The 24,920-nt window shown below is 54.5% G+C and carries 24 protein-coding genes; 7 read left to right on the top strand and 17 right to left on the bottom strand.

The features are described from left to right. Nucleotides 1-9: 9 nt before the first annotated feature. From CLV58_RS21660 to CLV58_RS21645, 4 genes are all read right to left on the bottom strand, one after another. Complete coding sequence (locus tag CLV58_RS21660) at nucleotides 10-258, bottom strand: hypothetical protein (RefSeq protein ID WP_106139928.1); 249 nt, start codon at nucleotides 256-258, stop codon at nucleotides 10-12. A 1-nt stretch (nucleotide 259) separates the two neighbouring features. After that, on the bottom strand, nucleotides 260-1,594 hold the full coding sequence (locus CLV58_RS21655; RefSeq protein ID WP_106139927.1) for a WGR domain-containing protein: 1,335 nt from the start codon (nucleotides 1,592-1,594) through the stop codon (nucleotides 260-262). Nucleotides 1,595-1,641: 47 nt separating this feature from the next. Continuing rightward, a complete protein-coding gene (locus CLV58_RS21650) occupies nucleotides 1,642-2,040 on the bottom strand; it encodes a pPIWI_RE_Z domain-containing protein (RefSeq protein ID WP_106139926.1) in 399 nt (132 codons plus the stop codon). A gap of 222 nt (nucleotides 2,041-2,262) precedes the next feature. Next, nucleotides 2,263-2,772: a pPIWI_RE_Z domain-containing protein gene (locus CLV58_RS21645; protein ID WP_245882412.1), complete on the bottom strand. Its 510-nt coding sequence runs from the start codon at nucleotides 2,770-2,772 to the stop codon at nucleotides 2,263-2,265. A 289-nt stretch (nucleotides 2,773-3,061) separates the two neighbouring features. On the opposite strand from CLV58_RS21645, the gene CLV58_RS21640 reads away from it, so the two are divergent. From CLV58_RS21640 to CLV58_RS21625, 4 genes are all read left to right on the top strand, one after another. After that, entirely contained in the window at nucleotides 3,062-4,090 is a 1,029-nt protein-coding gene (locus CLV58_RS21640) for a helix-turn-helix transcriptional regulator (RefSeq protein ID WP_106139925.1), read from the top strand. A 3-nt stretch (nucleotides 4,091-4,093) separates the two neighbouring features. Further along, the gene (locus tag CLV58_RS21635) at nucleotides 4,094-4,627 is read left to right on the top strand and encodes a YdeI/OmpD-associated family protein (RefSeq protein WP_106139924.1); all 534 of its coding nucleotides are present in this window, start codon (nucleotides 4,094-4,096) and stop codon (nucleotides 4,625-4,627) included. 242 nt (nucleotides 4,628-4,869) lie between these two features. Beyond that, the gene (locus CLV58_RS21630) at nucleotides 4,870-5,571 is read left to right on the top strand and encodes an SDR family oxidoreductase (protein ID WP_106139923.1); all 702 of its coding nucleotides are present in this window, start codon (nucleotides 4,870-4,872) and stop codon (nucleotides 5,569-5,571) included. Between the two features lie 87 nt (nucleotides 5,572-5,658). After that, the gene (locus tag CLV58_RS21625; protein ID WP_106139922.1) at nucleotides 5,659-5,937 is read left to right on the top strand and encodes a hypothetical protein; all 279 of its coding nucleotides are present in this window, start codon (nucleotides 5,659-5,661) and stop codon (nucleotides 5,935-5,937) included. Between the two features lie 56 nt (nucleotides 5,938-5,993). On the opposite strand, the gene CLV58_RS21620 is transcribed toward CLV58_RS21625, so the two are convergent. Then, the gene (locus tag CLV58_RS21620) at nucleotides 5,994-6,965 is read right to left on the bottom strand and encodes an aldo/keto reductase (RefSeq protein WP_106139921.1); all 972 of its coding nucleotides are present in this window, start codon (nucleotides 6,963-6,965) and stop codon (nucleotides 5,994-5,996) included. 95 nt (nucleotides 6,966-7,060) lie between these two features. Then, nucleotides 7,061-7,450, bottom strand: a complete 390-nt coding sequence (locus CLV58_RS21615) for a GxxExxY protein (protein WP_106139920.1) — start codon at nucleotides 7,448-7,450, stop codon at nucleotides 7,061-7,063. Between the two features lie 86 nt (nucleotides 7,451-7,536). Between CLV58_RS21615 and CLV58_RS21610 the strand changes: the two genes are divergently transcribed. Continuing rightward, nucleotides 7,537-7,830 carry a putative quinol monooxygenase gene (locus CLV58_RS21610; RefSeq protein WP_106139919.1) on the top strand — a complete coding sequence of 98 codons (294 nt, stop codon included), beginning with the start codon at nucleotides 7,537-7,539 and terminating at the stop codon, nucleotides 7,828-7,830. Here CLV58_RS21610 and CLV58_RS21605 read toward each other — a convergent pair. The 7 genes from CLV58_RS21605 to CLV58_RS21575 all read right to left on the bottom strand — a co-directional run bounded on the left by CLV58_RS21605 (nucleotide 7,827) and on the right by CLV58_RS21575 (nucleotide 15,596). Beyond that, the gene (locus tag CLV58_RS21605) at nucleotides 7,827-8,318 is read right to left on the bottom strand and encodes a PIN domain-containing protein (protein WP_106139918.1); all 492 of its coding nucleotides are present in this window, start codon (nucleotides 8,316-8,318) and stop codon (nucleotides 7,827-7,829) included. The genes CLV58_RS21610 and CLV58_RS21605 overlap by 4 nt on opposite strands. Further along, on the bottom strand, nucleotides 8,305-8,586 hold the full coding sequence (locus CLV58_RS21600) for a hypothetical protein (protein WP_106139917.1): 282 nt from the start codon (nucleotides 8,584-8,586) through the stop codon (nucleotides 8,305-8,307). The genes CLV58_RS21605 and CLV58_RS21600 overlap by 14 nt, the downstream gene beginning before the upstream one ends. 95 nt (nucleotides 8,587-8,681) lie before the next feature. Beyond that, a complete protein-coding gene (locus tag CLV58_RS21595; RefSeq protein ID WP_245882411.1) occupies nucleotides 8,682-10,223 on the bottom strand; it encodes a serine hydrolase domain-containing protein in 1,542 nt (513 codons plus the stop codon). A 54-nt stretch (nucleotides 10,224-10,277) separates the two neighbouring features. Next, nucleotides 10,278-10,808 carry a putative metallopeptidase gene (locus CLV58_RS21590; protein ID WP_106139915.1) on the bottom strand — a complete coding sequence of 177 codons (531 nt, stop codon included), beginning with the start codon at nucleotides 10,806-10,808 and terminating at the stop codon, nucleotides 10,278-10,280. Between the two features lie 52 nt (nucleotides 10,809-10,860). Next, nucleotides 10,861-12,111 carry an MFS transporter gene (locus tag CLV58_RS21585; protein ID WP_245882410.1) on the bottom strand — a complete coding sequence of 417 codons (1,251 nt, stop codon included), beginning with the start codon at nucleotides 12,109-12,111 and terminating at the stop codon, nucleotides 10,861-10,863. A 120-nt stretch (nucleotides 12,112-12,231) separates the two neighbouring features. After that, entirely contained in the window at nucleotides 12,232-13,725 is a 1,494-nt protein-coding gene (locus CLV58_RS21580) for a leucine-rich repeat domain-containing protein (RefSeq protein ID WP_106139914.1), read from the bottom strand. 98 nt (nucleotides 13,726-13,823) lie between these two features. Beyond that, nucleotides 13,824-15,596 carry a family 43 glycosylhydrolase gene (locus CLV58_RS21575; RefSeq protein WP_106139957.1) on the bottom strand — a complete coding sequence of 591 codons (1,773 nt, stop codon included), beginning with the start codon at nucleotides 15,594-15,596 and terminating at the stop codon, nucleotides 13,824-13,826. Nucleotides 15,597-15,743: 147 nt separating this feature from the next. On the opposite strand from CLV58_RS21575, the gene CLV58_RS21570 reads away from it, so the two are divergent. Further along, on the top strand, nucleotides 15,744-17,612 hold the full coding sequence (locus CLV58_RS21570) for a M1 family metallopeptidase (RefSeq protein WP_106139913.1): 1,869 nt from the start codon (nucleotides 15,744-15,746) through the stop codon (nucleotides 17,610-17,612). 101 nt (nucleotides 17,613-17,713) lie between these two features. Here the strand turns inward: CLV58_RS21570 and CLV58_RS21565 are convergent, their stop codons facing one another. The 3 genes from CLV58_RS21565 to CLV58_RS21555 all read right to left on the bottom strand — a co-directional run bounded on the left by CLV58_RS21565 (nucleotide 17,714) and on the right by CLV58_RS21555 (nucleotide 19,276). Next, complete coding sequence (locus CLV58_RS21565; RefSeq protein ID WP_342748938.1) at nucleotides 17,714-18,409, bottom strand: pirin family protein; 696 nt, start codon at nucleotides 18,407-18,409, stop codon at nucleotides 17,714-17,716. Then, entirely contained in the window at nucleotides 18,406-18,933 is a 528-nt protein-coding gene (locus CLV58_RS21560; RefSeq protein ID WP_106139911.1) for a hypothetical protein, read from the bottom strand. The genes CLV58_RS21565 and CLV58_RS21560 overlap by 4 nt, the downstream gene beginning before the upstream one ends. A gap of 151 nt (nucleotides 18,934-19,084) precedes the next feature. Further along, nucleotides 19,085-19,276 carry a hypothetical protein gene (locus CLV58_RS21555; protein ID WP_106139910.1) on the bottom strand — a complete coding sequence of 64 codons (192 nt, stop codon included), beginning with the start codon at nucleotides 19,274-19,276 and terminating at the stop codon, nucleotides 19,085-19,087. A 139-nt stretch (nucleotides 19,277-19,415) separates the two neighbouring features. Between CLV58_RS21555 and CLV58_RS21550 the strand changes: the two genes are divergently transcribed. Next, on the top strand, nucleotides 19,416-19,613 hold the full coding sequence (locus CLV58_RS21550) for a YtxH domain-containing protein (protein WP_106139909.1): 198 nt from the start codon (nucleotides 19,416-19,418) through the stop codon (nucleotides 19,611-19,613). A 20-nt stretch (nucleotides 19,614-19,633) separates the two neighbouring features. On the opposite strand, the gene CLV58_RS21545 is transcribed toward CLV58_RS21550, so the two are convergent. Further along, the gene (locus CLV58_RS21545) at nucleotides 19,634-24,865 is read right to left on the bottom strand and encodes a DUF11 domain-containing protein (RefSeq protein WP_106139908.1); all 5,232 of its coding nucleotides are present in this window, start codon (nucleotides 24,863-24,865) and stop codon (nucleotides 19,634-19,636) included. Between the last annotated feature and the right edge of the window lie 55 nt (nucleotides 24,866-24,920).

The following is a 24,920-nucleotide window of genomic DNA, read 5'->3' as shown; positions in this document are numbered from 1 at the left end:
CGGCTTTGCTTAGTTTAGGAGGGCGGGCAGCGTTGGGAAGTAGTAGACGCGGAAGGTGCCGTTGTCGTTGACAGACCAGCCTTCGCGCAGGGCTATCCGGATTAGCTTTTGCGAAATGTCGGCCTGTCTGGCCCAATACCCTCGGTCGCGTAGGGCCATCTTTACGGCTAAGGTCGTTGTTACGCCCTGCGCCAGAATGAGCGTAGTGGCGGTTGAGCGTACCGATGCCAGGGTTACTTTCTTGCGGATAGGATTCATACTAGCAGTTGATTTTGACCATGTACCGAATCGTGCACTGTGCCTGATTGAAGACAATGAATTCGTTCTTTAACAGGCTGACACCCCGCTGCGCAAAGACTGAATCGTAGGTAGCGTCGATGGCTTTCAGCCGGTTGGCGTCGAGCTGGTAGTGCCAGTTCTCGTGGGTGTCTACGACGAGTTGTTTGCCGACGTGCACTTCGTAGATCGCCAGGTACCCTTCCCGCTGCTTGCCGTTGGCCCATACCGAACCATGCAGTGAGGTGTAGTTGAGCGACTTACTGAATTGATCGGCGAAGTAGATACCATAGCCGAACATCTTGCCGGTAATAATGGCATTGGCCGGACGCAGCACCAGGCCGGTTTTCAGAATTGAAATCCAGTTTTCGCTCCGGCTGCCGTGCCACAGTAACTGCGTTTTCTGATCGGCCTGATTCGCGACAAAGGTGTTGAACGCGGTTTCGGTATCGTGCTTCGATACGCTGAACGCGGCTTCGAACTTGTCGACGTCAGTGCCCATCATCAGCTTGATTAGCTTCAGCACCCGTTTATCCGTTACGGGTTCGACGGCCAGATTCATCGATGCCAGCAGATCTGGTTGCTGGACAGGGCTAAGGTCGTCGGACTGGTTTAGTTCGACCTGACTGCGCATCACGTCGAGCGTGTCCTGTTCGCTGGCCAGGCGGTCGCGCAGTGCCTGGATGGCGTCTTCCGACTGTGGCAGTTCCTGTAGCAGGTGTTCGGTGACCCGCTGCATTCGGCGGGGGATAATTTTGAACAGATCCAGCAGCCGGGCGTTGAACGTATCCATCGCCAGCCCCGCTCTGATTTGGTCGGTTAGTTCGTCGATCAGTTGCTGGGCCGAATCGACCTGTTTTCGGGTAACCTGCTCGGCGGTAACGATGTAGTTTTGGCGAATGGACTGGCTGGCCAGTTCAAGTAGTCGCCCCATAAACGTTCGTACGGCGGTATCCTGAATCGTACTGGCGTCGACGGCAGTTGTTGCCTCCGCAAACAGGTGTGTCTGGTCGACATAGCCTTTGGCAACCTTTTCCCGGAACTTCTTGTCCCACTGGCTCATCGGGTAGGTTGCCACGCTGCTCGCGCCACCGACGCGGCCGTACTGAACGCTGAACGTCTGATCGTCGCGTTCGCGCATTTCGTAGAATTTATTGTTGTTGGCGGCCGTCACCATAATCAGCTTGGCAACCCGATAGTGGCGTACCGGTGGCGCGGTCGGTGAAGCTGTCGTAGCTGCTGCCGTTGGCGTGATCTGCGCGAGTGCCTGGCCAGGGTTGATGCGATTGGTAATCGATTGAAGCAGGGCGGGAAACATAGGTGGAGTGGGATGCGTGAAGAGGATGGTGGATGTGTAGTCGTTGGTCAGGCCATTACCTGTTGCAGGGTGCGCAGTCGATTCCGAAAGAAGCCCACGCTTTTCTCGGTAAATCGACTTCGGTCAGCGCTGACATCGTAGGCTTGCCGGAGTGGGTTTGACACCGATACGTAGCGGTCCAGTAGCTCGTACCAGGCGGGCCGGTGTTGGAACTGCGTCAGTAACTGCCGACCCCGGTTGAGCAGTTTACGCTGGCGGGGTGTCCAGTCCGATTGATCGGTCAGCGAGGTACACTGGCTCAGCAGAATGGGCAGTGTGTCGGGCGAAGCGGCCGGCTGTAACTGCGACAGCAGAAATAAGCCCAGTTCGACGTCGAGTAACTGCCGCGCCGACAGCTTACCCGGTCGGCGGTTGATTGCGGGTGTCGTGAATGGGGTCGTGTTCATGAGGGTTGTTGTTTAGTTGTTCAAAAGGGGGGATTGCGTTTACGGTATTCGGTTTACCGTTTACGGTGAGTTGCCTCCTGTAGCCCAGACCTCTCGGTCTGGAGGCCGTCAGGCCAAGGTATGGGGTAACTATTTTGGTCGCTGTCGCGCCCACCAGACGTAGACGTCTGGGCTACACAGGCCAGTGGCCGAAAACTGGCTACCGAATACCGTAAACCGTATTCAGGCTAACGCCCAGCCGTAGAGCTGGATGCGCTCACGGCGGTCGTAGGAACTGGCATCGGGATTTTGGCCACCGCGACCGGTTGTGGTAAACAGGCGCAGGTTTTTGTTCATGGTTGCGTATTTGCCCAGCGCGCTGTACCATACGGCTCGATCCTGGTAGGGGGCCAGCAGAATCCGCGCCCGGCTCAGCATCTTGTGCTGATGTGGTGTCCAGACGGGGCGTTCGCGGTACACGATGCCCTGCCCGTTGAGCAGATTGGGCAGGGCTTCTGCCGGCGCCATTGGCAGTAATTCCGCCAGCAGAAACAAACCCAGTTCGATGTTCAGCAGACGGTTGGCCACCCGTCCCGGCAGGTTGTGGCGAAACCGTAGTCGCGTGGCCAGCGGTTCTTGCCAGCGCATCAGATGCGATACGGATGCACTAGCCTGTGTCGACGCTTTCGTACGAATGACCGGTGGGAAACCAGTAGAAAGCAACGGGGATGGAGTGTGATAAGCCGTCATCATTTGTAGTGTTGTTTAAAATTCACAGAACAAAGTTCTACCCGGCAAAACGTAATCTTTTTACGTTCTTCTTTTTCGATAAAAATTTTTTCTGAATTTTTGGGGATAGTAGAGACGCGATGGGTTGCGTCTCCGCCCCCGGATGGTTTTGTTATCGTCTGGTCTGATAGCTGACGCGTATGAAAAAGCCGTCCGGCGATATAACCATCCGGCGGTGAGACGCAATGGATTGCCGGTCCGCCGGTGCGATCTCTACAGAAAACCGTAAACCGAATACTGTAAACCGTATCCCATGCCCATAACCCGCTCGGCGTTTCAGCGCTACCGCATCATCGACGAGATTATCAGTCGCTACCCCCGGCAATATTCCAAGCAGCGCCTGTTCGAGGTGTGTCAGGATAAATGCGGTATCCGGTCGATGTCGTCGCTGGAGAAAGACATTCAGCGGCTGCGCGAAGACCACGACGCGCCCATCGCATACGACAAACGGCGCAACGGCTACTACTACACCGACCCCCAGTTTCGGCTTCTGCGCCTGATGCTGAGTCCCGACGATATGGAAGCGCTCGACTACGCGCGTGAAGTGCTGACGGCCACGCAGGGTGCGTCGGTAGCGGGCGAACTGGCCAACGCCTTGCAGCGCGTCCGGCAAAGTCTCGACATTATCCGGGAGGTAAAATCCGAGCCGATGATGCGCCGGGTCGTGTACGTGGAGGAGCGCGTGCTGGGCGGTAACCGGCAGTACGTGCCGGTGCTGATCCGGGCGATCAACCAGAACCGGCAGATTACGTTCCACTACCGGAAGCACGAAACAACCGATGCCCAGCCCCAGACGCCCGACAAGCTACGGACGCTTCACCCGATCCTGCTGCGCGAAGTGGCCGATAGCTGGTACGTGATCGGCTACGACGAAGCGACGGAAAAAGAACGCACGTTTGCACTTGACCGAATGAGCGATCTGGATATTGCGCTCGACCTGTGCAACGTGCCGTCGGTGGTGCTGGACAACGTCAGTGAACTGTTCGAGCACATTTACGGCATCACCGACAGCAGCGGACCCGTCGAGGAAATACTGCTGTCGTTCAGTCCGCTGTTTGGGCGATACGTAAAGGCCAAACCCATTCACCAGACGCAGGAAGTCGTGCAGGATACCGACGATGCCTGCGTTGTTCGGCTGCGGCTGGCCCCCAACCGTGATTTGCTGATGCATCTGCGTTCATACGGCGAACACCTGACGGTTGTAAAACCCGATAGCCTGGTACAGGCCATGCAGGAGTCGTTGCAGGCAACCTTACAGCATTATCGTCAACCCGAACAGTAAGAGATGGTAACGTTTACAGCGATGCTCCGCAGGTTCGGCGCGAAGGGAGAGAAGACAGGATGGACGTACATCGACATACCGGCTGCCGTTGCCAATTTGCTGAGCGGAGGGCAGAAAAAAGCGTTTCGCGTGAAAGGCCGACTGGACACAGTTAGCATTCAGCAGGTGGGTTTAGTGCCGATGGGTGAGTCCGCTGAGCCTGACGAAACCGGTGAGTTGGCTCCGTATATTCTCGCGATCAATGCGACGATGCGCCGGGGCCTTGGCAAGGAAGCGGGGGCTACCATACAGGTCGAGCTGGAACGCGATGAATCGGAACTGGCTCTGTCGGAAGATTTATTGACCTGTCTGGCCGACGCACCCGACGCGCTGGCGTTTTTCGAGACGCTGCCCCGTGGTCATCAGCAATATTTTAGCAACTGGATCGACAGCGCAAAGACGGTACAAACCCGTGAAAAGCGACTGAGTCAGGCCATTGCAGGTTTGTCGATGAAGCTGGGTTACGGCGCTATGATCCGCCATTTTAGAAATTTGTAGAGACCGGTCCGCGCCACGGTGACCGCCGGTGCGGTAAGATTTTGCGTCTCAACATCCGGATGGTTGTGCTTCAACGCCGTAGTTTGGTTAGTCAACAAAAAGCTGGCGCAAATGTAGAGACCGGTCCGCCGGTGCGGCAATATCTTGCGTCTCCGTACCCGGATGGTTGTGCGGTCGCTAAATTTTGCCGGATTGGCTGGCGCGTAATGAGACGCAATGGGTTGCGTCTCTACATTTACCGGATGAAAGACAACGTAATCATTATTTCCGGGGCGTCCCGGGGGATCGGCCGGGCGACGGCGCTGCTGTTGGCGCAAAACGGTGCTAACGTGGTTATTACGGCCCGTAACGTGATCGAGCTGAGAGAGGTCGAGGCCGAGGGGCAGGGTCGTATCGTGGCGGTGCCGGGCGACGTAGCCAGTGAAGTCGATATGCAGCGTGTGGTACAAACGGCGCTCGACCGGTTCGGTCGAATCGACGCGGTGGTCAACAATGCGGGGTATGGCGTTTTCAAGAACGTCGAAGACATCACAGTCGACGAGTGGGACGAATTGATGGCGACAAACGTGAAAGGTACGTTTTTGCTGACGAAGGCGGCACTACCTACGCTGAAAGCGCAGCAGTCGGGGCATATCGTTGTCGTCGCGTCAGACGTGGCGAAACGTACGTTCGCGGGTGGGTCGTTGTATACCGCCAGTAAATATGCGCAGGAAGCGTTCATGGGGGCATTGCGCAAGGAGGTTCGTCCGTTCCGCATCAAAGTGACGGGCGTTTACTCCGGCCTGGTCGATTCGCACTTTCACGCGAAGGGCCACGGTCACGCCACGTCGTCGCATTACCTACAGGCGGAAGACATGGCCGAATCGATGCTCTTTATACTGAGCCGCCCCGCCCACGTCGTCATCGATGAATTCATGGTTCATCCCATTGAGCAGGAATACTGACGGTTGACGGCATACAGTTTTCGGTCTACGGCGGTCAATCGATTCATGGTGAATAATCGTTTGTAACGTAAACCAACAAACAACGCCGTGGACATAAACAAACTGCTGGGTTGGGTTGCTCCCCTACCATTCGGGGCTTTGCTGGGGTTGTACTGGACAGTGCACGGGCTGGTTTACACTCTATACGGTACGCCTGCCCAAAAACGCGACTACCCGTTGGAAATCGTACTGGGCTTACCCTTAGCCGCCTTTTGTGTAGCAATTCACGTACTGGTCCGACGCATTACGGGTAACAATACGCTGTATAGCTGGATCATCGAATCAGTACTGGTTGGCTTACTCATCTACGGATTCTATCGGTCGTGATACGCAAAAACGCAGCCCGTATGAGCTGCGTTTTTGCAATCGGTGAAAGCGGTATACTACTGACTCCACTCCGTCGGGGTGCGGTCCCAGCGGTGGCCTTTCAGCTCGCGTAGCAATTCGGGCGTCAAGCCTTTACCGTCGCTGACGGCGGTGTTAGCTTCGACATTGCGCAGTTGCCGCATGCCCGGAATGGTCGTGTGTACGTCGGGATTGCTCAGGATGAACCGGAGCGCCATCTCGGGCATGGTCATACCCGCCGGAATCAGCGGTTTCAGCGCATCGGCATGGTCGACGCTGCTGTTGAGGTTTTCCGGTACGAAATAGGTCGAACGCCAGTCGTCGGCGGGGAAGGTCGTTTCTTTGGTAAACGTACCGGTTAGTGTTCCTTCGTCAAACGGCACGCGGGCGATGATGCCCAGATCCAGCTTTTTACACAGCGGGAACAGGTTGTCTTCCGGATTCTGATCGAAGATGTTGTAGATCACCTGCACGGCGTCGATCATTCCGGTTTTCAGGGTTTCGAGCGCATTGTCGGGCTCCCAACGGTTGATACTGATGCCCCATGCCTGTACCTTACCCTGTTCGCTGAGTTTGGTGATCGCGTCTTTCCACTCGTCACGATCCGCCCAGCCGTCTTCCCAGACGTGGAACTGCATCAGGTCGATGGTATCGATGCCCAGATTTTGCAGGCTTTTGTCGACATACTCGACAATGTAGTCCGACGGAAAGACGTCATCTAACTGAAATTCTGGTCGCGACGGCCAGGTCCGGTTTTTGGGTGGAATTTTCGTCGCGACGTACAGTTTTTTGTCGGCGTTGCGTTTCAGCAGCTCACCCAGAATTCGTTCGCTCAGTCCTTCGCCATAGCCCCAGGCCGTGTCGAAGAAATTGCACCCTCGCTCAACGGCCAGGTCGAGCGCTTTGTCGGTGGTTTCGCGTTCGGAACCCGTCCAGCCCGCGAGGCCCCACATGCCGTAGCCAATTTCAGAAATGTTCCAGCCCGTACGGCCAAATGTGCGGTAATTCATTGGGTTTAGTAATTAGTATTCAAAGTAGAGTTTCAACACAGAGTCACAGAGAACACGGAGAAAGAGGAGCGCCTTGTGCTTTCTGTGACGCTGTGTTATAGATAACCATTGATCTTGCGAATAATCCCGTCCCGCATCAGTTCGACGTTGAAATTAATCAGCAAACCTAACTTTAGGCGAGCCATGCGGAGGTAGGTTAACAACTGTACTTCATGAATAGGCAGCACGGTCTGAACGGCTTTCAACTCCACTATGATCAAACCGTTGACAAGCAGATCCATCACAAACGTTTTGTTTAGTACCTGATCCTTGTAGACCACTGGCAGTTCGTACTGTCGGTCAACGAGCAAGCCCCGGCTCCGCAGTTCAAAGGTAAGGCACTCTTCATAAACGCTTTCCAGCAAACCGGGGCCAAGTTCACGGTGGACATCGATGCACGCGCCAATAATGCTTCGGCTTAACGTGTTGTACTCAATTGCTGCCATACTGGTGGGATTTTATGTGAGGTAGTCTGATGTGGATTTGGCCGGTTGATACCTTTGTGTTCTTTGTGCCTCTGTGTTGAAAAAATATGCTCGTCCGTATTGTCCGCATGACCTTCCAGCCCGATAAGCTGGCTGACTTCCACGCGATCTTCGACCGCTCGAAAGCCCACATTCGTGCGTTCCCCGGTAACTATCATCTCGAACTGCTGCGCGACCCGGAAAATCCCGCCGTACGCATGACGTACAGCCTGTGGGAATCCGCCGATGCGCTGGAAGCGTACCGCCAAAGCGAGCTGTTCCGCACGACCTGGGCCGCGACGAAGCTGTTGTTCGCCGAGAAACCGATTGCCTTCTCGGGAGAGAAGCTGGAAGACATCTAATGAAGCAGATAGGCAGTACGCAGATTATTGAAATTAAGCGCTAGCATATTCTGTCCTTGAAGGTAGTAGCAGAAATCTAAATCGTCCGTTAGTACAAGTAGCCTGTCGGTGGCCACCCGATGTATGGATGCATCACTCAGCCCAAATTTCAAGTAGCTTTTAGTATACAGGTTCATCGTTTCGCTACTTGCCGGTACTACTTCTTCCATCTGTTGGACCAAGCGTTTGAGAATCTCCAGCCCCTGTTGTTGTTGCTTCGTTTCACAACCGATGAGATTGCTGACTTCGGTCAGGATGTGTGGTGTTGTGAATAAGGATTTGAAGCGCTCAACGAAAGAAAGTAAAAGCTTATAATCAGTCGCCGTGTAAGCGCTCAGGCGTTTGTTTCCCGCAATGGCAGTTGCACTTGCTGACCCGACTACCAACAGGACCAGTAGATTGGTATCTATAAGAAGTCCTCGTGCTCGTTGTAGATCAGTTGAGATCATTGCCAAGCACTCTTATCTTCATTGATTCCACCATTCCGCTGTCTGCGTTGACTTTAAACAATTTATATTTTCGCTCAAATTGAGGGGCCAGCACGTTCGCGAATAGCGGATTGTTGGGTTCTACCTTGGATACAAAACTGAGTGTGATAAGCCAGTGGTGACGATCTGAATCAAGTTCTACTTCTTCAATCAGTTCGCCTTGCGTATCGGGATAGATGTCTTTATAGAAATTCAATGCATTTCGAGCAGCTTCTTTAACTGAAAGCATAATTGATAAAACGATAAAGTTGTCTGATGAATAGGCTAAAATAAGCCTGTGGATTCACAAATTCCACTTAAAGCGTTTGCAACTATTGTTAGTCATCAACGCTTCACTTCCCGCAGGTCAAGTTGCTGAATCAGGGCGGGGATTTCGGGGGTGAGGGTGAAAAAGACATCGACAGCCCCGCGCTCACCCGTCAGCCGGAAGGTGCCGCGTAGCTGGTTTTCGGGTATCAATTCACCAACGCTGGTAACCTTGCCAATCGTGTTGAACAACGCCTGTGCCTCCTGCCGACGTAAGGCTACGGAACGGTCGGGGAAGACGTTTTCGGCGAAGATGCCGCTGCGCTCGGCGTTGGTCCAGTCGGGGAGGAGCTTGACGAGTTCGGCTTTGCGCTGCGCCAGTATCGGCGAAACGGGTAACTGACGCGGTTTCAGGTCCGCCGACCGGATCAGGGTATCGAGCACGGCCCAGTTGACCGAACCCATGCTGGCGTAGGTCAGGTTACCGTAGGCAACAACGCCGATGCCGTATTCGGGCATGACCCACCACTGACTGCCGAAGCCGGGTAGTCCGCCCGTATGGCCCACGTAGACGCGATCCCCACAGTCGTGACTCCAGCGCAGACCGTAGGCGTAACTACTCGTCATGGGACAGGCGCGGCCGTCGGGGTAGCGGAACGCTCCGTTGAGGTAGCTGAACGTCCAGGGCTGCTGCATTTCCCGAACAGACGACCGCCGGACCGGGCCGGTTTCTGTACCGGAACGTGGGGGCCAGGCCTGCTGATGAACAGCCATGTACTTACTGAAATCATCGATCGACGTAATCAGGCCACCCATAGCGCCGTGCGAACCGTCGTGCAGTAGCTCTTCTTCGAGCCATTCGTTGCCCTGCCAGCGATAGCCATGGGCCAGCTTGCCGGCCGGAACCTGCGTGTATTCCCAGCGCGTATTGGTCATGCCCAGCGGCTTCAGTATTGATTCGGTAATGTATTGCTGATAGGGCTTACCCGTTACGTTCGTGAGGATACGGCCCAGCAGAACGAAGCCCAGGTTGCTGTATTCGTAGGCGACGCCCGGCACGTTGGAGAGCGATACGCCCCCGTCGAGAAAGCGCGTCAGTTCGGCTTCAGAGTCGCCGAGTTGCCGGTCGCCGTAGGGGTTGTCTTCGGGAAAACCGGCCGAGTGGGTCAGTAAGTTACGGACGGTGATGCGGGGTGAATCGGTGGTCAGATAACGCAATTTCTTCAGTTGTGGCACATACTGCTCGGCCGGGTCGTCGAGCCGGAGTTTCCCCTCGTCGCGTAGTTTCAGAATCGCCATCGCCGTCAGACTCTTGGTCATTGACGCAATGCGGAACAGCGATGCGGGCGTAGCGAGCGTTTTCTTTGCCAGATCAGTATAACCGGTGGCCCCCGCCTTCAGCAGCTTCCCATCGACAACGAGCCCGTAGGCCATGCCCGGAAAGTGCTGTTTGGTCGCATAGTCCTGATACAGTTTTTCAATGACGGGCCATGCCGCTTCAATTTTTTTGACCCGGTCGGGATCGGTAAACACGGGTGGCTGGTAGGTGGAAACGGTCGACTGGGCCAGGGCGAGACTGCCCGATAGCAGGCATACGCCAAGGAATGTAGTTTTGAGCATAGGAAACAGCAGGTTGCGAAAAGCGAACATACGGATTTCCGCCCGAAGCTGGTATCAGTCTGCCCAACTGGGTTTGGGAGTTGCTGGGTCGAACAGTTCGTCGAGGTAATACGTCCGGCGTGGGCGTTTGTCGCAATCATCATCGCCAATGGGGTAACGGCACGTCGCGTAAACGCCCATGTTGTCGGGGTTCATCAGGCTGACATACGCGCGGTTGGCGAAGTGGTCGTTGCGATGGAGTCGACCGAGCAGACAGTGGCCTAGCTCATGAAAAACGAGCCCTTCCTTTTCGTTGTCGCTGGCTTGTTCCCAGCAATAGGCATCCGTGCTCAGGACAATGTGGGGCGGCTGGCCCGCTTCCAGCAGACACCGGCCACAAACATCTTCCCCCTGCGGATCACCAAACTCAACGATCAGTCTGTCCGTCGACACGGCACGGTTACGCTGCTGTGCTGCCGACCGGAACGATTGAATATACGGTTCAACACTAGCCGGAACGCTGTATGAGGCCGGAGACGGCTTCGTTTCCGACTGGCAGCTTAGCAGGGCCAGCAGACTTACAATCAGCAGGTTTTGTATACGCATCGTGGCTGGCTCGTTACTGGTCAAAAAGCGATATTGGTAAACAGCTTACTCGTTAGGCAACCGGCTGAGTATCCGATGGATTACTGACTTCATCGCGTTGCCACGCCAGCCAGGCGACAACGGCCAGACACAGACCAAACCAGGCAAACGGTAGCCGCAAGTCGATCAGCGACAGTAGGCCGAAGACCAGTGTCGTCACGATGCTGCCGAGTCCCTGCATGGCCTGATTGATACCGAACACTTCGCCCCGGTCGACATCAGTCGTTCGCTGCGCCATCAGGCCTTCGATGAGTCCCTGGATAAGCGAAAGCGTCAGGCAGTCGATGGTCACCAGCGCGTATAGCCAGAACAGCGATGTGCCGACCAGTCCGTAACCAATCAGCACCGGTACGCCCAAGGCCGCCAGCCAGATAATGGCCTGCTGCTGATTGATGCGGTCGGCGAAGTAGGTGTAGAATACGTAACTGATTACAACGCTCAGCGCACCGAAATACATGAAGAAGTAGGAGATGCCTTTCGCGTCGAGCTGAAGGGCACCGAAACTAACGAATGTGACGAAGTAGTTATAATAGCCGGTGCTGAAGGTAAGCGCCAGTTGCATGAGTACCAGCGTTTTCAGCCCGTTATGCTGTTTGTCTTTTGTCCGTAGGCGCGCCCATAGGGTGGCGACATTGAGTGCCTGCACGAGTTCGGTTTTGAGGGCGGCTACTGTCACGCCGGGCGGGTTGGCATGCGTCTCGCGCAGGGTCCAGCTGAGTACGACGTTAACCAGCGACAGCAATACGCCCATGATGACCACGACCCGTGCCTGCTCGCCTTCTACCACGTCGAATGCCGTCAGCAGCAGTCCTGATACGCCCGGTCCGATCACGAAGCCCAGCGACAGAATGGCACCTTCGATACCGAGGTTACGAAACAGTTCTTCTTTGGGTGAGATGTCGGTGATGGCCGAGCGAACTGTCGCGTACATGCCGTTGGTGAGACCGTCGCTGAACCGGTTGGCCAGTAACGCCCCCAGCCGGACGGGTATCAGCAGGGTATTGGCGATAAACGTACCCGTCGCCGAAACGATAAAAATGGGTCGCCGGCCATAGCCATCGGAGAGTTTGCCGAGCAGCGGAGCCGAAAACAATTGCATACCCAGAAACAGGGCCGTGCCCAGTGCCAGCCACACCTGCGGTCGCTCCATTTGCTTCACAAAGGTCGGCAGAATTGGCCCAACCGCCGAGCCGACCACCACGTCGATAAAAATGATGGCATAGATGTGCAGCAGTCGACGGTCGCGGGGAATAGGCGTAGGCATTCGACAAATATACCAAACTTGTAGAGACGCGGGATTTGCGTCTTACCGCCGGGAGGCACTTGTTACAAGTGATTTGCTGTCGATCGGCGTATCAATAACAGTTGACGGTAATACTCTTACTCAATACCGTACGGTGACATGCTTAGCTTCTGCTTCACGAATTAGCGGTAGTAGTTTAGTCAGTTTTTGTTTATTGGTAGCCGGGTTGTCACTGATATCAAGCTGTTTTAATCGATTTGTTTTGAACAGACCTGTAGGGAGATGTGCTAATCTGTTTTGGCTGATATTCAGGTTCTGTAAGGTATTGATTGATAAATTAACAATCGAGTTGGGGAGTTCACTTATCGCATTATGACTAATATCTAATGTGTGAAGGGTTTTCAATTCATCGATGTGAACTGGCAGCTTAGCCAGCAAATTTTTACGAACATACAAAGCTTCTAATTGGGTTAGCTTTCTGATTTCATCCGGCAGACTGTCCAGTCGATTATAAGAGAGCGCAAGCTGTTTCAATGCAAGGTTTTTACCGATTTCACGCGGAAGTTCGTGTAACTGATTGTAGTAAACGTCAAGCGTCTCTAGCTGCGTTAATTGACCAATGGTAGCGGGTAAACTCGTTAGTTTGGTATTGTAGAGGTTCAGGTCTGTTATTGTTTTCAAGCGACGTAGTATGCGCGCATCAAGCCCCGCAGACAAATTGTTATGGCCCAGCCAAAGACTTAGCAGATGGCGGTTTCTTGGTAGTCGTTTAGGCAACTGGGTAAGCTGATTGAACTGGAGATTAATGCGCTCAATGTGCTTATTACGCGGACAGCGTATTGCTGAAGCAGTTAACCGATTACCTGACAGATTCATCGAAGACAGTTTTTTTGAACGGAAAACGAACCGGGGCACTTTCGTCAATTCATTGTCATTCAAATTGAGTTGTCGGATATTCTTGAATCGCACCAGCGCTCGTGGGGCTTTTGTCAATGCTAATTGCTCAAGTGTAATGATGGTTACCGTATCAGGCCGTGTCGTAGCTAGACCCGCGAGCGTTCTGATTTCTCCGCGTTGAGGTACTTTCTCTTGCGTTAATCGCCTGATACGAGCCTGCTTGTCGACTAGTGTAGTCCCCAGTACTTGCCCACTGTAAATTCTATAGGGCTTTTTGTTGGTCTGAGTAAATACATAATCGGAAAAGAACTGACAAAACGATTGATCGATTTGCTGCTGATCGAATCCATTAAGGATATGTTTATCCAATCGATACGAAGCATAATCGATGCGTCCCTTCTCATTTACGTAAACGAACAGTTCAATGCCGTTCAGTTTGCCCAGTAGGTAACCTAACGACAGCAAATTCTTGTCGAATTGTTTGTAGAAATTGCTGTTTGCCTGTTTCGCGATGCGCTCCGTGGGACTCATTTCACTAAAGAAACTAACCCCGTTTTCTCGTATCGGGCGTATACGATGGTCTGGGTCTAGGACATCGTCGACGGGCGCGTACTGATTATCCAATGAATCTTTTCGTGCGACAAATAAGTCGTACGGCAAGCACTGCGTTTGTGCTTCTCCGACATACGATATAAGGATAAGAGTAGCAGTTCCCAACCAACAGAGCATGCGTTTCATAGGACAATGAATTAGTACAGTAGATGCAAGCCGAGTGCATATTCCACAGGACGCGTGTTGCCTGTAAAGACGTTTTCGTCTACTGATGATGTAAATTGTTATTGCAGTGCGCTCACAACCGGGCTCAGGACTGACACGCCGGTTTCGTTGAAGGATTCGATGGCAAAGTAGTAGGGGACACCAACGTTCAGGGCGCGTAGTTCGAATGCGCTGGGCTGGTCATTCCAGAACTGGTAGGTCTGGTAGAGCTTGTCGGGTGCGATGCCCCAGCGGATGTTATAGCCCACGGCCCCCGGTACTTTCGTCCAGGTCAGGTCGGCGTTGCGCTGGTCTTTCTGGCGCTTTGCTGTCATCGTTGGCACAGCCGGTGCTTTACCAGTTGCGTTGCCGAACACGCGGAAGGCGTTGATGCTCAGGTGCTGCCCGGCTGTGTAGACATGCTCGTAGCGGACATAGCGCGCCCGTTGCGGCTGCTTGAATTCGACATAGGCGCAGGCTCGGTCCCGCTTCGATTCGCGGGTGAGGTCGGCGGCAACGGTCCAGGTTTTGTTATCGGGCGACGTCAGGATTTTGAATTGGGTGTAGACCGTCGAATCGGAGTCGAAGATGGCGAGTTTGTAATCGAAGTAGTCGACCTGTACGGCTTTCACGTCGCAGAGCGTGCCGAGGTCCGTCGTCAGCGTTTCGCCGGGGCGGTTCTGCGCGGCTACCCAGAACGTGCGCGGGTTTTCGTCGGCGACGAACGCTACCCGGATTGAGTCGGTACCGGTAGGCGTCAGTGTCGAGGAAGCCGTAACGGGCTTTTTGTAGTTGAGCAGCATCCAGCCGGTAAACAGCTCTTCGCGGTCGGTCCATTTCTTCGTTGGCAGGCGGTGGGGCCAGTCGCCGAAGCGCGTCGTGGCAAACAGTTGATCGTCCTTGTCGAAACCGGCCGGGTGCATCATAATGCGCCGTTCCATTCCCCAGTTGACACCGATCCAGGTCGTACCCGTATTCCAGTAGTTGCCGAAGTTGTCCTGAAACGTGTTACCGTGCCCAGTGCCCGTCGCAAAGCCACCCGGCTTGTAGGCGATGGGGTTATACGGCGCGTACTCGAACGGCCCCAGCGGGTCTTTGCCGACGTAGGTACCATTGCCGTAGACGTTGTATTCCGTGCCCGGCGCACCGTATTGCAGGTAGTACTTGCCGTTGTGTTTGGTCATCCAGGCTCCTTCGACAAAGGGTTTGATGGGGTCGGAATGGTTGGGGCCGAAGCGTTCCCAGCCGTGCTGATAGGGATCGAGCCAGAACAGCGCCTTGTAAGCCTGGGCCGGATTATTGCCCGCGTACGTCAGGTTGCGGCTTTTGTCGAGTTCAGCGCCAAAAATCGGGTACACGTTCGACGAGCCCCAGTACATGTACCATTTGTCGGTATCGTCGTCGTGAAACAGCGCCGGGTCCCAGGGGCCGATGTCTTTGGGGAGCCGGGGTAGCCATCGATTGTAAAAGGTAAGCTTTCCTTTGTCGGGCTGGGTCGAGATAAAGATGGGACGCTGTTCAAACGTGCTTTGAAACAAGTACAGCGTATCACGGACGGAGAGTGCTGCCGGTGCACACATATCTTCCATCGGCCATTTGTCAGGAACGACGTAGCGCCAGTTGGCCAGGTCTTTTGAATGCCACCAGCCGCCCTGAATCGTGACAAAGAGATAGTATTCTCCCTTATGGTTGATGATAACCGGGTCGGCCCCGGAGCGGTAGGAGATCCGCTCATTCAGTTGCTCGAAATTATACCGATAGCTGATATCCATCGGATTGCAATACGTCGTTTGGGCCAGCGTTACGGCTCGACAGGCCAGCAATATGTTGATAACCAAGAGTAACTGCTTCATGGGGATGGCTAGTGTAAGGCGGTACGGCAGACAGCCGTTAATCATAAAAGTAATGGCTTCACTTTTTCTTTGCGATACTTTTGCGCCACTCGTCAGCATGTGTACCAACTGACTACCGAAACCGTAAACAGAAAACTGACTACAGGAATGAAACTCACGCCATTACTAGCACTGCTGCTGGGGCTGACCATTGCCCAGGCGCAGACGCTGTATATGCCCCGCAACGTCAAGCAGGCCTACAAAAAGGGCACCCGTTCGATGGATGGGAAACCCGGCCCCCGCTACTGGCAGAACCGCGCGCACTACACCATCACGATCAACGCGACACCACCCAGCCGGACCATCAACGGTACCGAGCAGATTACGTACGTCAACAACAGTCCCGATACGCTGAAAACGCTGGCGGTCAAATTGTTCATGAACATTCACCGGCCGGGTGCCGGTCGGCAGGGAGCTGTTAGCGAAGACTACTTAACGTCGGGCGTGACTATCGACCGCTACACGGAAAATCAGGCGGAGAAGAAATGGCCGAGCAACACCGACGTCAATCAGCGGATGGTATTGAGTAAGCCGTTGCTGCCCCGCGATTCGGTGAAACTAAGCATCGACTGGCACTACGAGTTGTCGAAAGAAAGCGGTCGGGAAGGGATGCTCGATTCGACCACGTTCTTTCTGGCGTACTTCTACCCACGAATCGCGGTGTATGACGATTACTACGGCTGGGACCGCATGCCCTTCACTGATGCGCAGGAGTTTTACAGCGATTTCAACGACTACGACCTGACAGTTCGGGTGCCGAAAAACTACATCGTCTGGTCGACGGGGGATCTGCAAAACGCCGGGGAGGTGTTACAGCCGACCTACGTGCAGCGGCTGACCCGGTCGATGACGAGCGATTCGCTGGTTCATATTGCCACGGCGGATGAGCTGAAAACGGGTGCTGTTACGGCCAGTCAGGCGACGAATAGCTGGCGTTGGCGTGCCACGAACGTACCCGACATGGCCCTGGCCATCAGCGATCACTATGTCTGGGATGCGGCCAGTGTAGTGGTCGACAAAAAGACGGGCCGACGGGCGGGCGTACAGGCAGCCTTTCTGGACAACGCGGCTGACTTTCATCAGATGGTCGGCTTCGGGCAACACGCGCTCGACTGGTTCTCCAACAACTGGCCCGGCGTGCCGTATCCGTATGCGAAGACAACCGTCGTGCAGGGGTTTGCCGATATGGAATACCCGATGATGGTCAACGACGCCACTACCCAAGACCTGAACTTTTCGCGCTTCGTCGCCGAACACGAGATTGCGCATACCTGGTTTCCGTTCTACATGGGTATCAACGAAACGCGCTACGGTTTTATGGACGAAGGCTGGGCAACCGCGCTCGAACACCTGATCGGGCAGGCCGACCTGGGTAAAGACAAAGCGGTGCAACTGTTTCAGGGCTTCCGGGTTAACGGCTGGATTCGCGACCCATCGGCTGAGGAGGATCTGCCGATCATCACGCCGACCAATGTGCTGAGTGGTGCGGCTATGGGAAACAACGAATACGGCAAGGCCGCGCTGGGTTATCTGGCCCTGAAAGACATGCTGGGCGACGACCTGTTCCGCAAGGGGCTACACACGTTCATGGAGCGCTGGAATGGCAAACACCCTACGCCCTGGGATATGTTTTTCAGCTTCAACGCCGGCGCGGGTCGTGACCTGAACTGGTTCTGGAACAACTGGTATTTTTCGAACAACTATATCGATTTTGCCCTGCAACCCGTCGTGACGACTGCGAAACAGGCTACGCTGACTATTGACAACGTGGGTGGCTACGTAGCGCCGGTCGACGTGGTACTGACATTCGCTGACGGTACGACGCAGACTGTTCACCAGACACCCGCCATCTGGCAGGCCAATCAGAAGCAGGCGGTGGTGAAACTGCCGATCACCCAGAAGCTGCAATCGGTGAAGCTGACCGGCGGTATCTTCATGGACGCCACCCCCGCCGATAACACCTGGACCGCGAAGTAGTCGTATTTTAAACACAGAGGCACGGAGGATTCGCACAGAGAAAACAGAGACAGATTGATAGCTCTCCGTTTTCTCCGTGGTTTTGCTCTGTGCCTCTGTGTTTAAAACCGAATCAGCAGCAGAATTGCGTCGTTAGAGAGTGCCTCGAAATCAATCATTTCGTGTTGAACGTTGCTCAACGACAAGCCGTCACGTTCGTGCAGCAGCCGATTCTGAACTTCGAAAACGCCCTGTACCACGAAGACAAACACGCGCTGCCCCGGCGCTGTCTTCAGCGTGCCTTCGGCCCGCCCATCGTACCGACCAATGAAGACCTGCTGTGGCGAACCCGCTGACTCCGGCAAACAGCTATGCAGACCATTTTTCTGGCTTAGATCAAAGGTCGTTTCGGCGAAGCCCATTGCTGAACAATTCACTGGTTGTGTTAGCCAGATTTGCAGCAGGTTGATCGTTTCAGTCGGATATGGGTTGCTAACGGCATAAGATTGGCCGGGCATCAACGACAGTACCCCCGCCTGCCCCGATTCGAGAAAGCCCGAGGCTTGCTCGCTGGTATATTCGAGTCCGCCGATGAGCGGCAACAGGAGAACGTCGGTTGGTTGCTCTACGGTAAGCGACAGACTGGCACCGGCAATTAGGCTGTCGTCGTTGAGCAACTGCAACGCCCCAAACGGCTGCCGACTCTCCTGCTGGTAGGTGCCAAAATTGAATGTGTGAACGCTGCGGAGAAAGGGTGTTTGCGTGTAGCCCCGCTGGTCGGCCAGGTAAATCCGCGCTTGTGTCTGTGTGTCCATCATGCATTGGCGGGAATAACAGGTTGGTACGACCAGATTGCTAATTCGGGCTGCAACGGAATCAGATCGGTAGTAATGGCTTGTCCCTGCCGGATGGCCGCTTGCTGATCGCCGTACGCTAGCAATAACTGATCACCGATGGTATCGATCCAAGTAAGCACGTCACTGTAAAAGAAAATGGCGATGCGAAACGTCTCTTTCTGCGCAAGCTGTGCCGCCAGAATCTCGAACGTAAACTGGGTGAAGGGTAGGCTGGCCTGCTGCTGCGCGTTCGTGACGTCGGGAATGCGGTCGTTGAGTTGTTGCAGGTAGCCCAGAATGGCCCGACTGGTCAGGTAATGTAGTTTGTTGGCGGTGGGTACGTTGGCGAGGAGTTCCCAGAAATACTGGTAGCGGCCATCGGGATTAAACGACTGCACCTGCATGTAAAATTCCTGCCAGGCGTCGTCGAATACCAGTCGGTCCCACGCCTGCTGCGCTGTTGCGTCGATCACTTTCCGATAACTCAGCCGAATAAGTCCTTTCATGCCGTGAAATAAGTGCCTTTACCGGTAGTACGCTGGCTGGGCTGATTGTGTTGTAAGCACCCATCGGATTGTGGTGAGTCAGGTGATGGCTGCGGTGAACTCCGCTGTCTGGTCAACGAAGACGCGGGCAAACAACGTACGCGGCAAAATATTATGTAATCGATTGACTGTTAGGTGTGTATGGCGAGCCGTTGACATTTTTGACAGGCTGGATCTGCCCGCGCTGACGCAGCAACTGGAAGACGAGGGGATCGATAAATTCAGCAGACCGTATGACAAGCTGCTGGTTGCTATCGGCAAACAAGCGCAGCAACTGACTGAAGGCTGAAAATAGGCTGGTCATTATAAAAGCGCGCGTTTCAATTCCGGGCAGTCATACTCGGAATTGAAACGCGCGCCTATGGATAAGTCATTCGTAAACAGAACGATGGCTTTATGGTTTAGCTGGTATTACTCCATTCACCAGCTCAAAACCGCGACTCATGAAACGTTTTCTTGCCGGACTGATTACTGGCTTTGTCTCCAGCTTACTGATCGTTCCCGGATCAGGTAGAGCGAATCGGGCGCAGTTGAAAGCGGATGCCGAAAAACATGGGAATCAATTGAAAACGGAGTTACACAGGCTCATAGCGGACTTCGGTCGCCTGGTCGACGCGGCCCGAAACCAGTTCCCGCGCTGACCGCCCTATTACCAATTGTATCAGCGCGTTCGAATCATCAGACTGGCCGTATCGTCTTCGCCATTGGTATAGCCATTGCCGGGCGTACTGTCGGGATCTTTCTCGACCACGCTGGCGATCTGCGACTGAACGATACCTCCGCTGCTACCTACCTTCACGATAAGAAGCAACGTAGCCGAACGACCCGCTGGCACCTCGTTGGCATACACCGTACTGGCTCCGTTCTGACTGTTGGCTACATTGTCGGTATTGGCTACTGTCCAGCCGTCGGGCAGTTTTGTTTGAACCGCTACTGACGTAGCCGTCGAACCGCCCCGGTTGCTGACCACAGCCCGCACAGTAATGACATCGCCCGGTTGCGGCAAACTCGTATCGGTGTAGAGTGCAAGACTCAGGTCAGCCGTAAGCGGGTCGGCGATGGGTTGGTTGCCAGCTACGCTGGGTAATGGTGTCTGGCCTGGATTGTCCGATACCATGAGGTCACTGCTGCCGTTGGTGGTGCGTAAATCAACCGTAGCTGCATCGTCCTGCCCGTCGCCGGTACCCGAGTTGGGCTGGCTATCGGGATCAGGTGTCTGACTGTCGGACACCTGCGCTGCTGTTACAAAGACACCAGATCGGGTTACCCGCGCTTTGTAGCGCAGTTCCTCCGTACTGCCTGCGCTGATGGTGCCTACGTTACCCCGCAACAACGTGTCGGTCATGGTGAGTGAACCCGCCGTCGCACTGACAAATGCCAGGCCCGCCGGCAGTCGACTGGTCACTTCTACGCCCGCTGCGTCCTGCGGCCCGTCGTTGGTCAGCACCAGTGCGTATTCAACTTCATCCCCCACATTCGGCGTCCGGTTACTAACACGGGTTTGCAGAGATACGTCGGCACTGCCACTGCTTACGAATACCGCAGTCGGGTTGCCAAGTACCGTTCCGTACCCACAGCTATTCGTGACGTGGGACAACCGGTACGATGTCGTCGTTGTCGGGGATACAGTGAGTATGTGCGGGTTCTGATATGTATTCTGAACCGTCAGCCCATCGGTAAGCGCGAATGACCAGGGGGCCGGGCCGCTCAGGACTACCGACAGCTGTGCCGATTGGCCAGCACCTATACGGCTGTAGCCTAGTAGCTGTGCCGTCGTCGGCTCGCCGATACGGATGTCAACAGGGTCGGATTCTGCCGAACAACCATTATTGTCGGTTGCCACTACTGTGTATAGGCCCGATTGGGTCGCAAAGAACGTGCTGCCCGTGCTGGCAAGCGCCTGACCGTTACGTTTCCACTGAAGAGTGGCGTAGGCGTTACAGATCAGGCGAGTGGCCCCATTGGCGCACAGAGCAGTGGCTTTATCTCGTTGAATGACCGGCTTGACCGGCTGAGCGAATGGTGTGCCGAAGACAACGGATACGGGATTCGACGTGCCGGAGCAGGCACCTTTTGTCAGTTGAAGCGCGTATAAGCCCGCTCTCGTGACGGTCAGTTGCGGAAAGGTATTACCGGGTAGGGGAGAGCCGTTCAACAGCCACTGGTATTGGTAGTCTGTACCCGACGGGGCAGGTGGCTGACTCAACAATACGGACCGGCAGCCCGGACTGTATTGTGGGTCGGTGGTGATTTTGGGTTGAATCGTGTTACTGAATGTGAGTGAAAGCGGAGCTGATGTAGTTGGGCAACTGCTATTCGTAATTCGAGCAGTGTAGTTGCCGGATACCGATGCATCGTAGTAGGCATAAGTTGCTCCGGCTATATCGACGCCATCTCGTTGCCACTGATAGTTATTCCCATAGGGAGTAGCGTTTAAGGTTCGTGTCTCACCGGTGCAGAGCATCGGATTGCCATTTGTCGAGATAGTAGGAGGAAGGGACGCCACCGTTTTTATGGCAAGGCCATTACTACGGGTCGAGCATGTCCCCTGTTTAACGTTCAACGTGTATAGTCCTGGTGAAAACGCAAAATAATAACTGCTGGTGGCACCTGTAATTGCTACATTATCCCGATACCACTGATACGAGTAATAGGGCGATTGACGCGCAAAAACGCCATCATCCATCCAGGCCATAGCTACGTACTGATTCGCACCGGTGCATAGCAGCGTATCGCCCCGGATAGACCGTATCGACGCTGTCAGCGCGGCTCCGAACTGAAAACTAATGCTTAGCGTGTTGGGGCTGGAAGTACAGTTTTCATCAGTAATCTGGCACTGATAGGTACCTGTCTGACTGACGCCCAGTGTGTAGCTGGTAGCTCCGCTGATGATACTGCCGTCGCGGCTCCATTGAAACGTCGCGTTGTCGCTGGCATAGGTACATATCGCGGGGATAGTTTGCCCCGTACACACAGGTGCTCCGCCCGTAGGCGATTGAATAGAGCCTGCTAGCTGAGTGCTGGAATACAGCATGTAGCTGCTGCTGGTTATCGAACAACCCGCCTGTTGCATCGTGGCGGTGTATTGGCCTTCTTGCTGGGCCTGATAGGTCAACGTGGTAGCTCCGCTGATTGGGCTGCCATTGCGTTTCCACTGAATCGACTCGATTGGCGTTGAAGCGTCTTGTGAGTTAAGCCCCTGGGCGCTGATCGTGACCCGACTGCCCAGACAAATAGCTGAACTATTATAGGTATAACCCGCAGCGGATACCCGATCATAAATACGAGTTTGGTAAAGATCACCGATGGCAATAGGCTCACTGGAATTACTGTATACTTCCGGACTGATCGACACAACTCGGATACGATAACCAGTGCCGTAGGGTAAGCGATCGTATTCAGTTGGCAGGGTGGCTGTAACGACCGTGTTGGTACTACTGCCGATGCGCGTCTGATTGGCGAAGTTCCCGGTAGCGTCAGATACGTACACATCAAATCGGTTGTTCGCGTTGAAGGCTGGTCTACTAACTGAAAATGAGACGGTTATCTGACTGCCCGCACAGAGTTTAGTGCTCGATACGCTGTTTAGCGTGATAGAAGGTACGGAATAGGGGATGGCCAGCGCATCACTGCTGAACACACCCCGGCCAGCCGTGGCTGCCGTGATGCGGTTGTCGGACGGCCGAACCCGCAGCTGATTGACCCGTATCATCCCCATGCCACTATTGGTTGGTTCCCAGCCGGGGTTGCTGGCAGTGATATCGTTGGTCGACCAGACACCCAGTTCGGTACCGAGCAATACCTGTTTGCGGTTCTGTGGGTTGAACAACACCGACCGTACCGGCATATCGGGTAAGCCATAGTTCGACTGGTCTTTACCTATCCAGGTTTGTCCGCCGTCGCGGGTGTACCAGACAGACTGTGCACCATAATTCGACAGGGTAACGATCAACTCGTTATCGTCGGCCCCAATGTCGATAGCCGAAGGCGTGCTATACTGAGGGAAAGCCCCGTTATCGATGGCTGTTATGGTCAGTGCCGATTGATCTATATTGGTTACTCTGTACAGTTTTCCAGGGTATGTTCCTACAAACAGCGCCTTACGATCTTTGCTAAGCCGGATGAACGTAGCGCCATACTGGAGTCCCGCTAGCGGAAGGTCTGTCGTGGTTACTGTGGAACCAATACCGGCCATCCGCCGGATCGAATAGCCGCCGTTCGTGTAGATGTAGGTGTAAAGCGTGTTAGACTGGCTGTCGTAATCTGCGGAATTATAGCCTGTGTACGTTAAATAAGTAGAGTTGTTTGTGGATGGATTGTCGAACAGGTAAAGGGCTCCACTACTCGTGCTAACCAACTGTAGGCTAGGAGTGTCGTCGTCAATAAACGTTAGTCCCATACCGGACAGGCTCGAAAAAATGCGTTTGCCATCCGACAGGCCATCGGTGTTTTGCCGGTACGTGGCAGTCGCTGTATTGGCCAGAAGAGTGGGGTTGCCAGGTGTTGGGTGTTGAGAGACGGATGATACTTCCGCCGCTCGGTAGCCTGCATTCCGACTGACCAACGTCGGGTTTGCTGCCGTTGTTAAGTCTGTCGATACTGATACGCCATCATCGCCACTGAAGACGGCGACAGTGTTGTTGCCCGGTTGAAACTGTATGGTGTGCTGCTTCCCGGATGGCCAAAGAATCGGATTGCCCCATGTCTTCCCCCCATCGGTCGACTGGTACCAATAATAGCCACCTGCATACACCCGATTTGGGTCGGTAGGGTGGACTCCCAGACTCAACGCATACCAGCCAGAGCCACTGGTAAAGGTACTGTAGGCATCGGCTGGAATTGTCACGTCTGACCAGGTGTCACCGCCATCTGAACTTCGTTTGAACCAGCCAATGTCTTTGGAATAGGATGAGGTATAGGCCTGTGCGACCGCATAAATTGTCTGCGAACTACCGCTCGATGCGGCAAACAGGGCCAGTTCGGTACGGTTACCGGCCGTGTTGGACGGTGTAATTTCCTTCCAAGACTGAGCGTTGGCGTTGAGCGAGCGAAACACCCGACTGGGGTCGAAGGCGACAAAGACGGTGTTGTCCGAGCCAATCTCCAGATCCGTAACCCGGTCGTTGTATGTGTTACCCGTAGCACTGCCAAATCCGATGCCCTGGTTGGGAGCCAGCACTTTACTCCAACTGGAACCACCGTCGGTCGAGCGAATCAAACCGTATTGAGTAGCCGCGAAAACATGGCCTGACTGGTTAACCGCTAGTCGACTGATATACTCAAAGATGCGCGGCAGGTCAGTGGGAGATAATGAACTATTTGGTATGGTTGCCGTCAGGCGATTCCAGTTGGCACCACCATCCGTCGTTTTCCAGATACCCCCGCCCGATCGATATTCGTATCTGTCTCCGGTTCCTGCATACATGATTTGCGGATTGCTGGGGTCAGCCGCCAGTGCTGTAATGGTACTGTTGGCCCACGACTCGCTGACCTGCGTCCAGGTCGCCTTGGGGTCAGTAATATCGTTGGTATACCACAGACCACCCATCAAGCTGCCTGCCCACACTTTTTTGTGGGAGGCATCGCTGGGGTTGAACAGGATAGCCCGTGTGCGTCCTCCGTCATTCGAGGGTCCGCGCTCCTGCCACGTAACGTTCGGAATGGCCGATTGGGTCTGGGCTGCGTTGTTCGCCGACCGTTTTAGTGTTTGCTGGCGGGCTTCCTCCAGGCGTTCGTACGGCACCCGATCCAAAGCCGGGTCTTTCAGGCGCTGCTGTTCCTGTTCCAGCAGAAAACGGAGCGTGTCTTGTGGTGGGGCCTGGGCGGAACTAAATGGTTGGCAAAGCACGAAAAGCAGGCTGACGAGCAGCCCGAACCGGGTAAAAAGGAGCATAGAAGAAACGGTGGAGTACAGACAATACTAAATCAACCTACTAAAATAGGTAATT

It is taken from the genome of Spirosoma oryzae (genome assembly GCF_003002825.1).
GTDB classification, from domain to species: domain Bacteria; phylum Bacteroidota; class Bacteroidia; order Cytophagales; family Spirosomataceae; genus Spirosoma; species Spirosoma oryzae.
The sequence above is the reverse complement of the archived record's forward strand: the minus strand, read 5'-3'. Positions and strand labels throughout refer to the sequence as shown.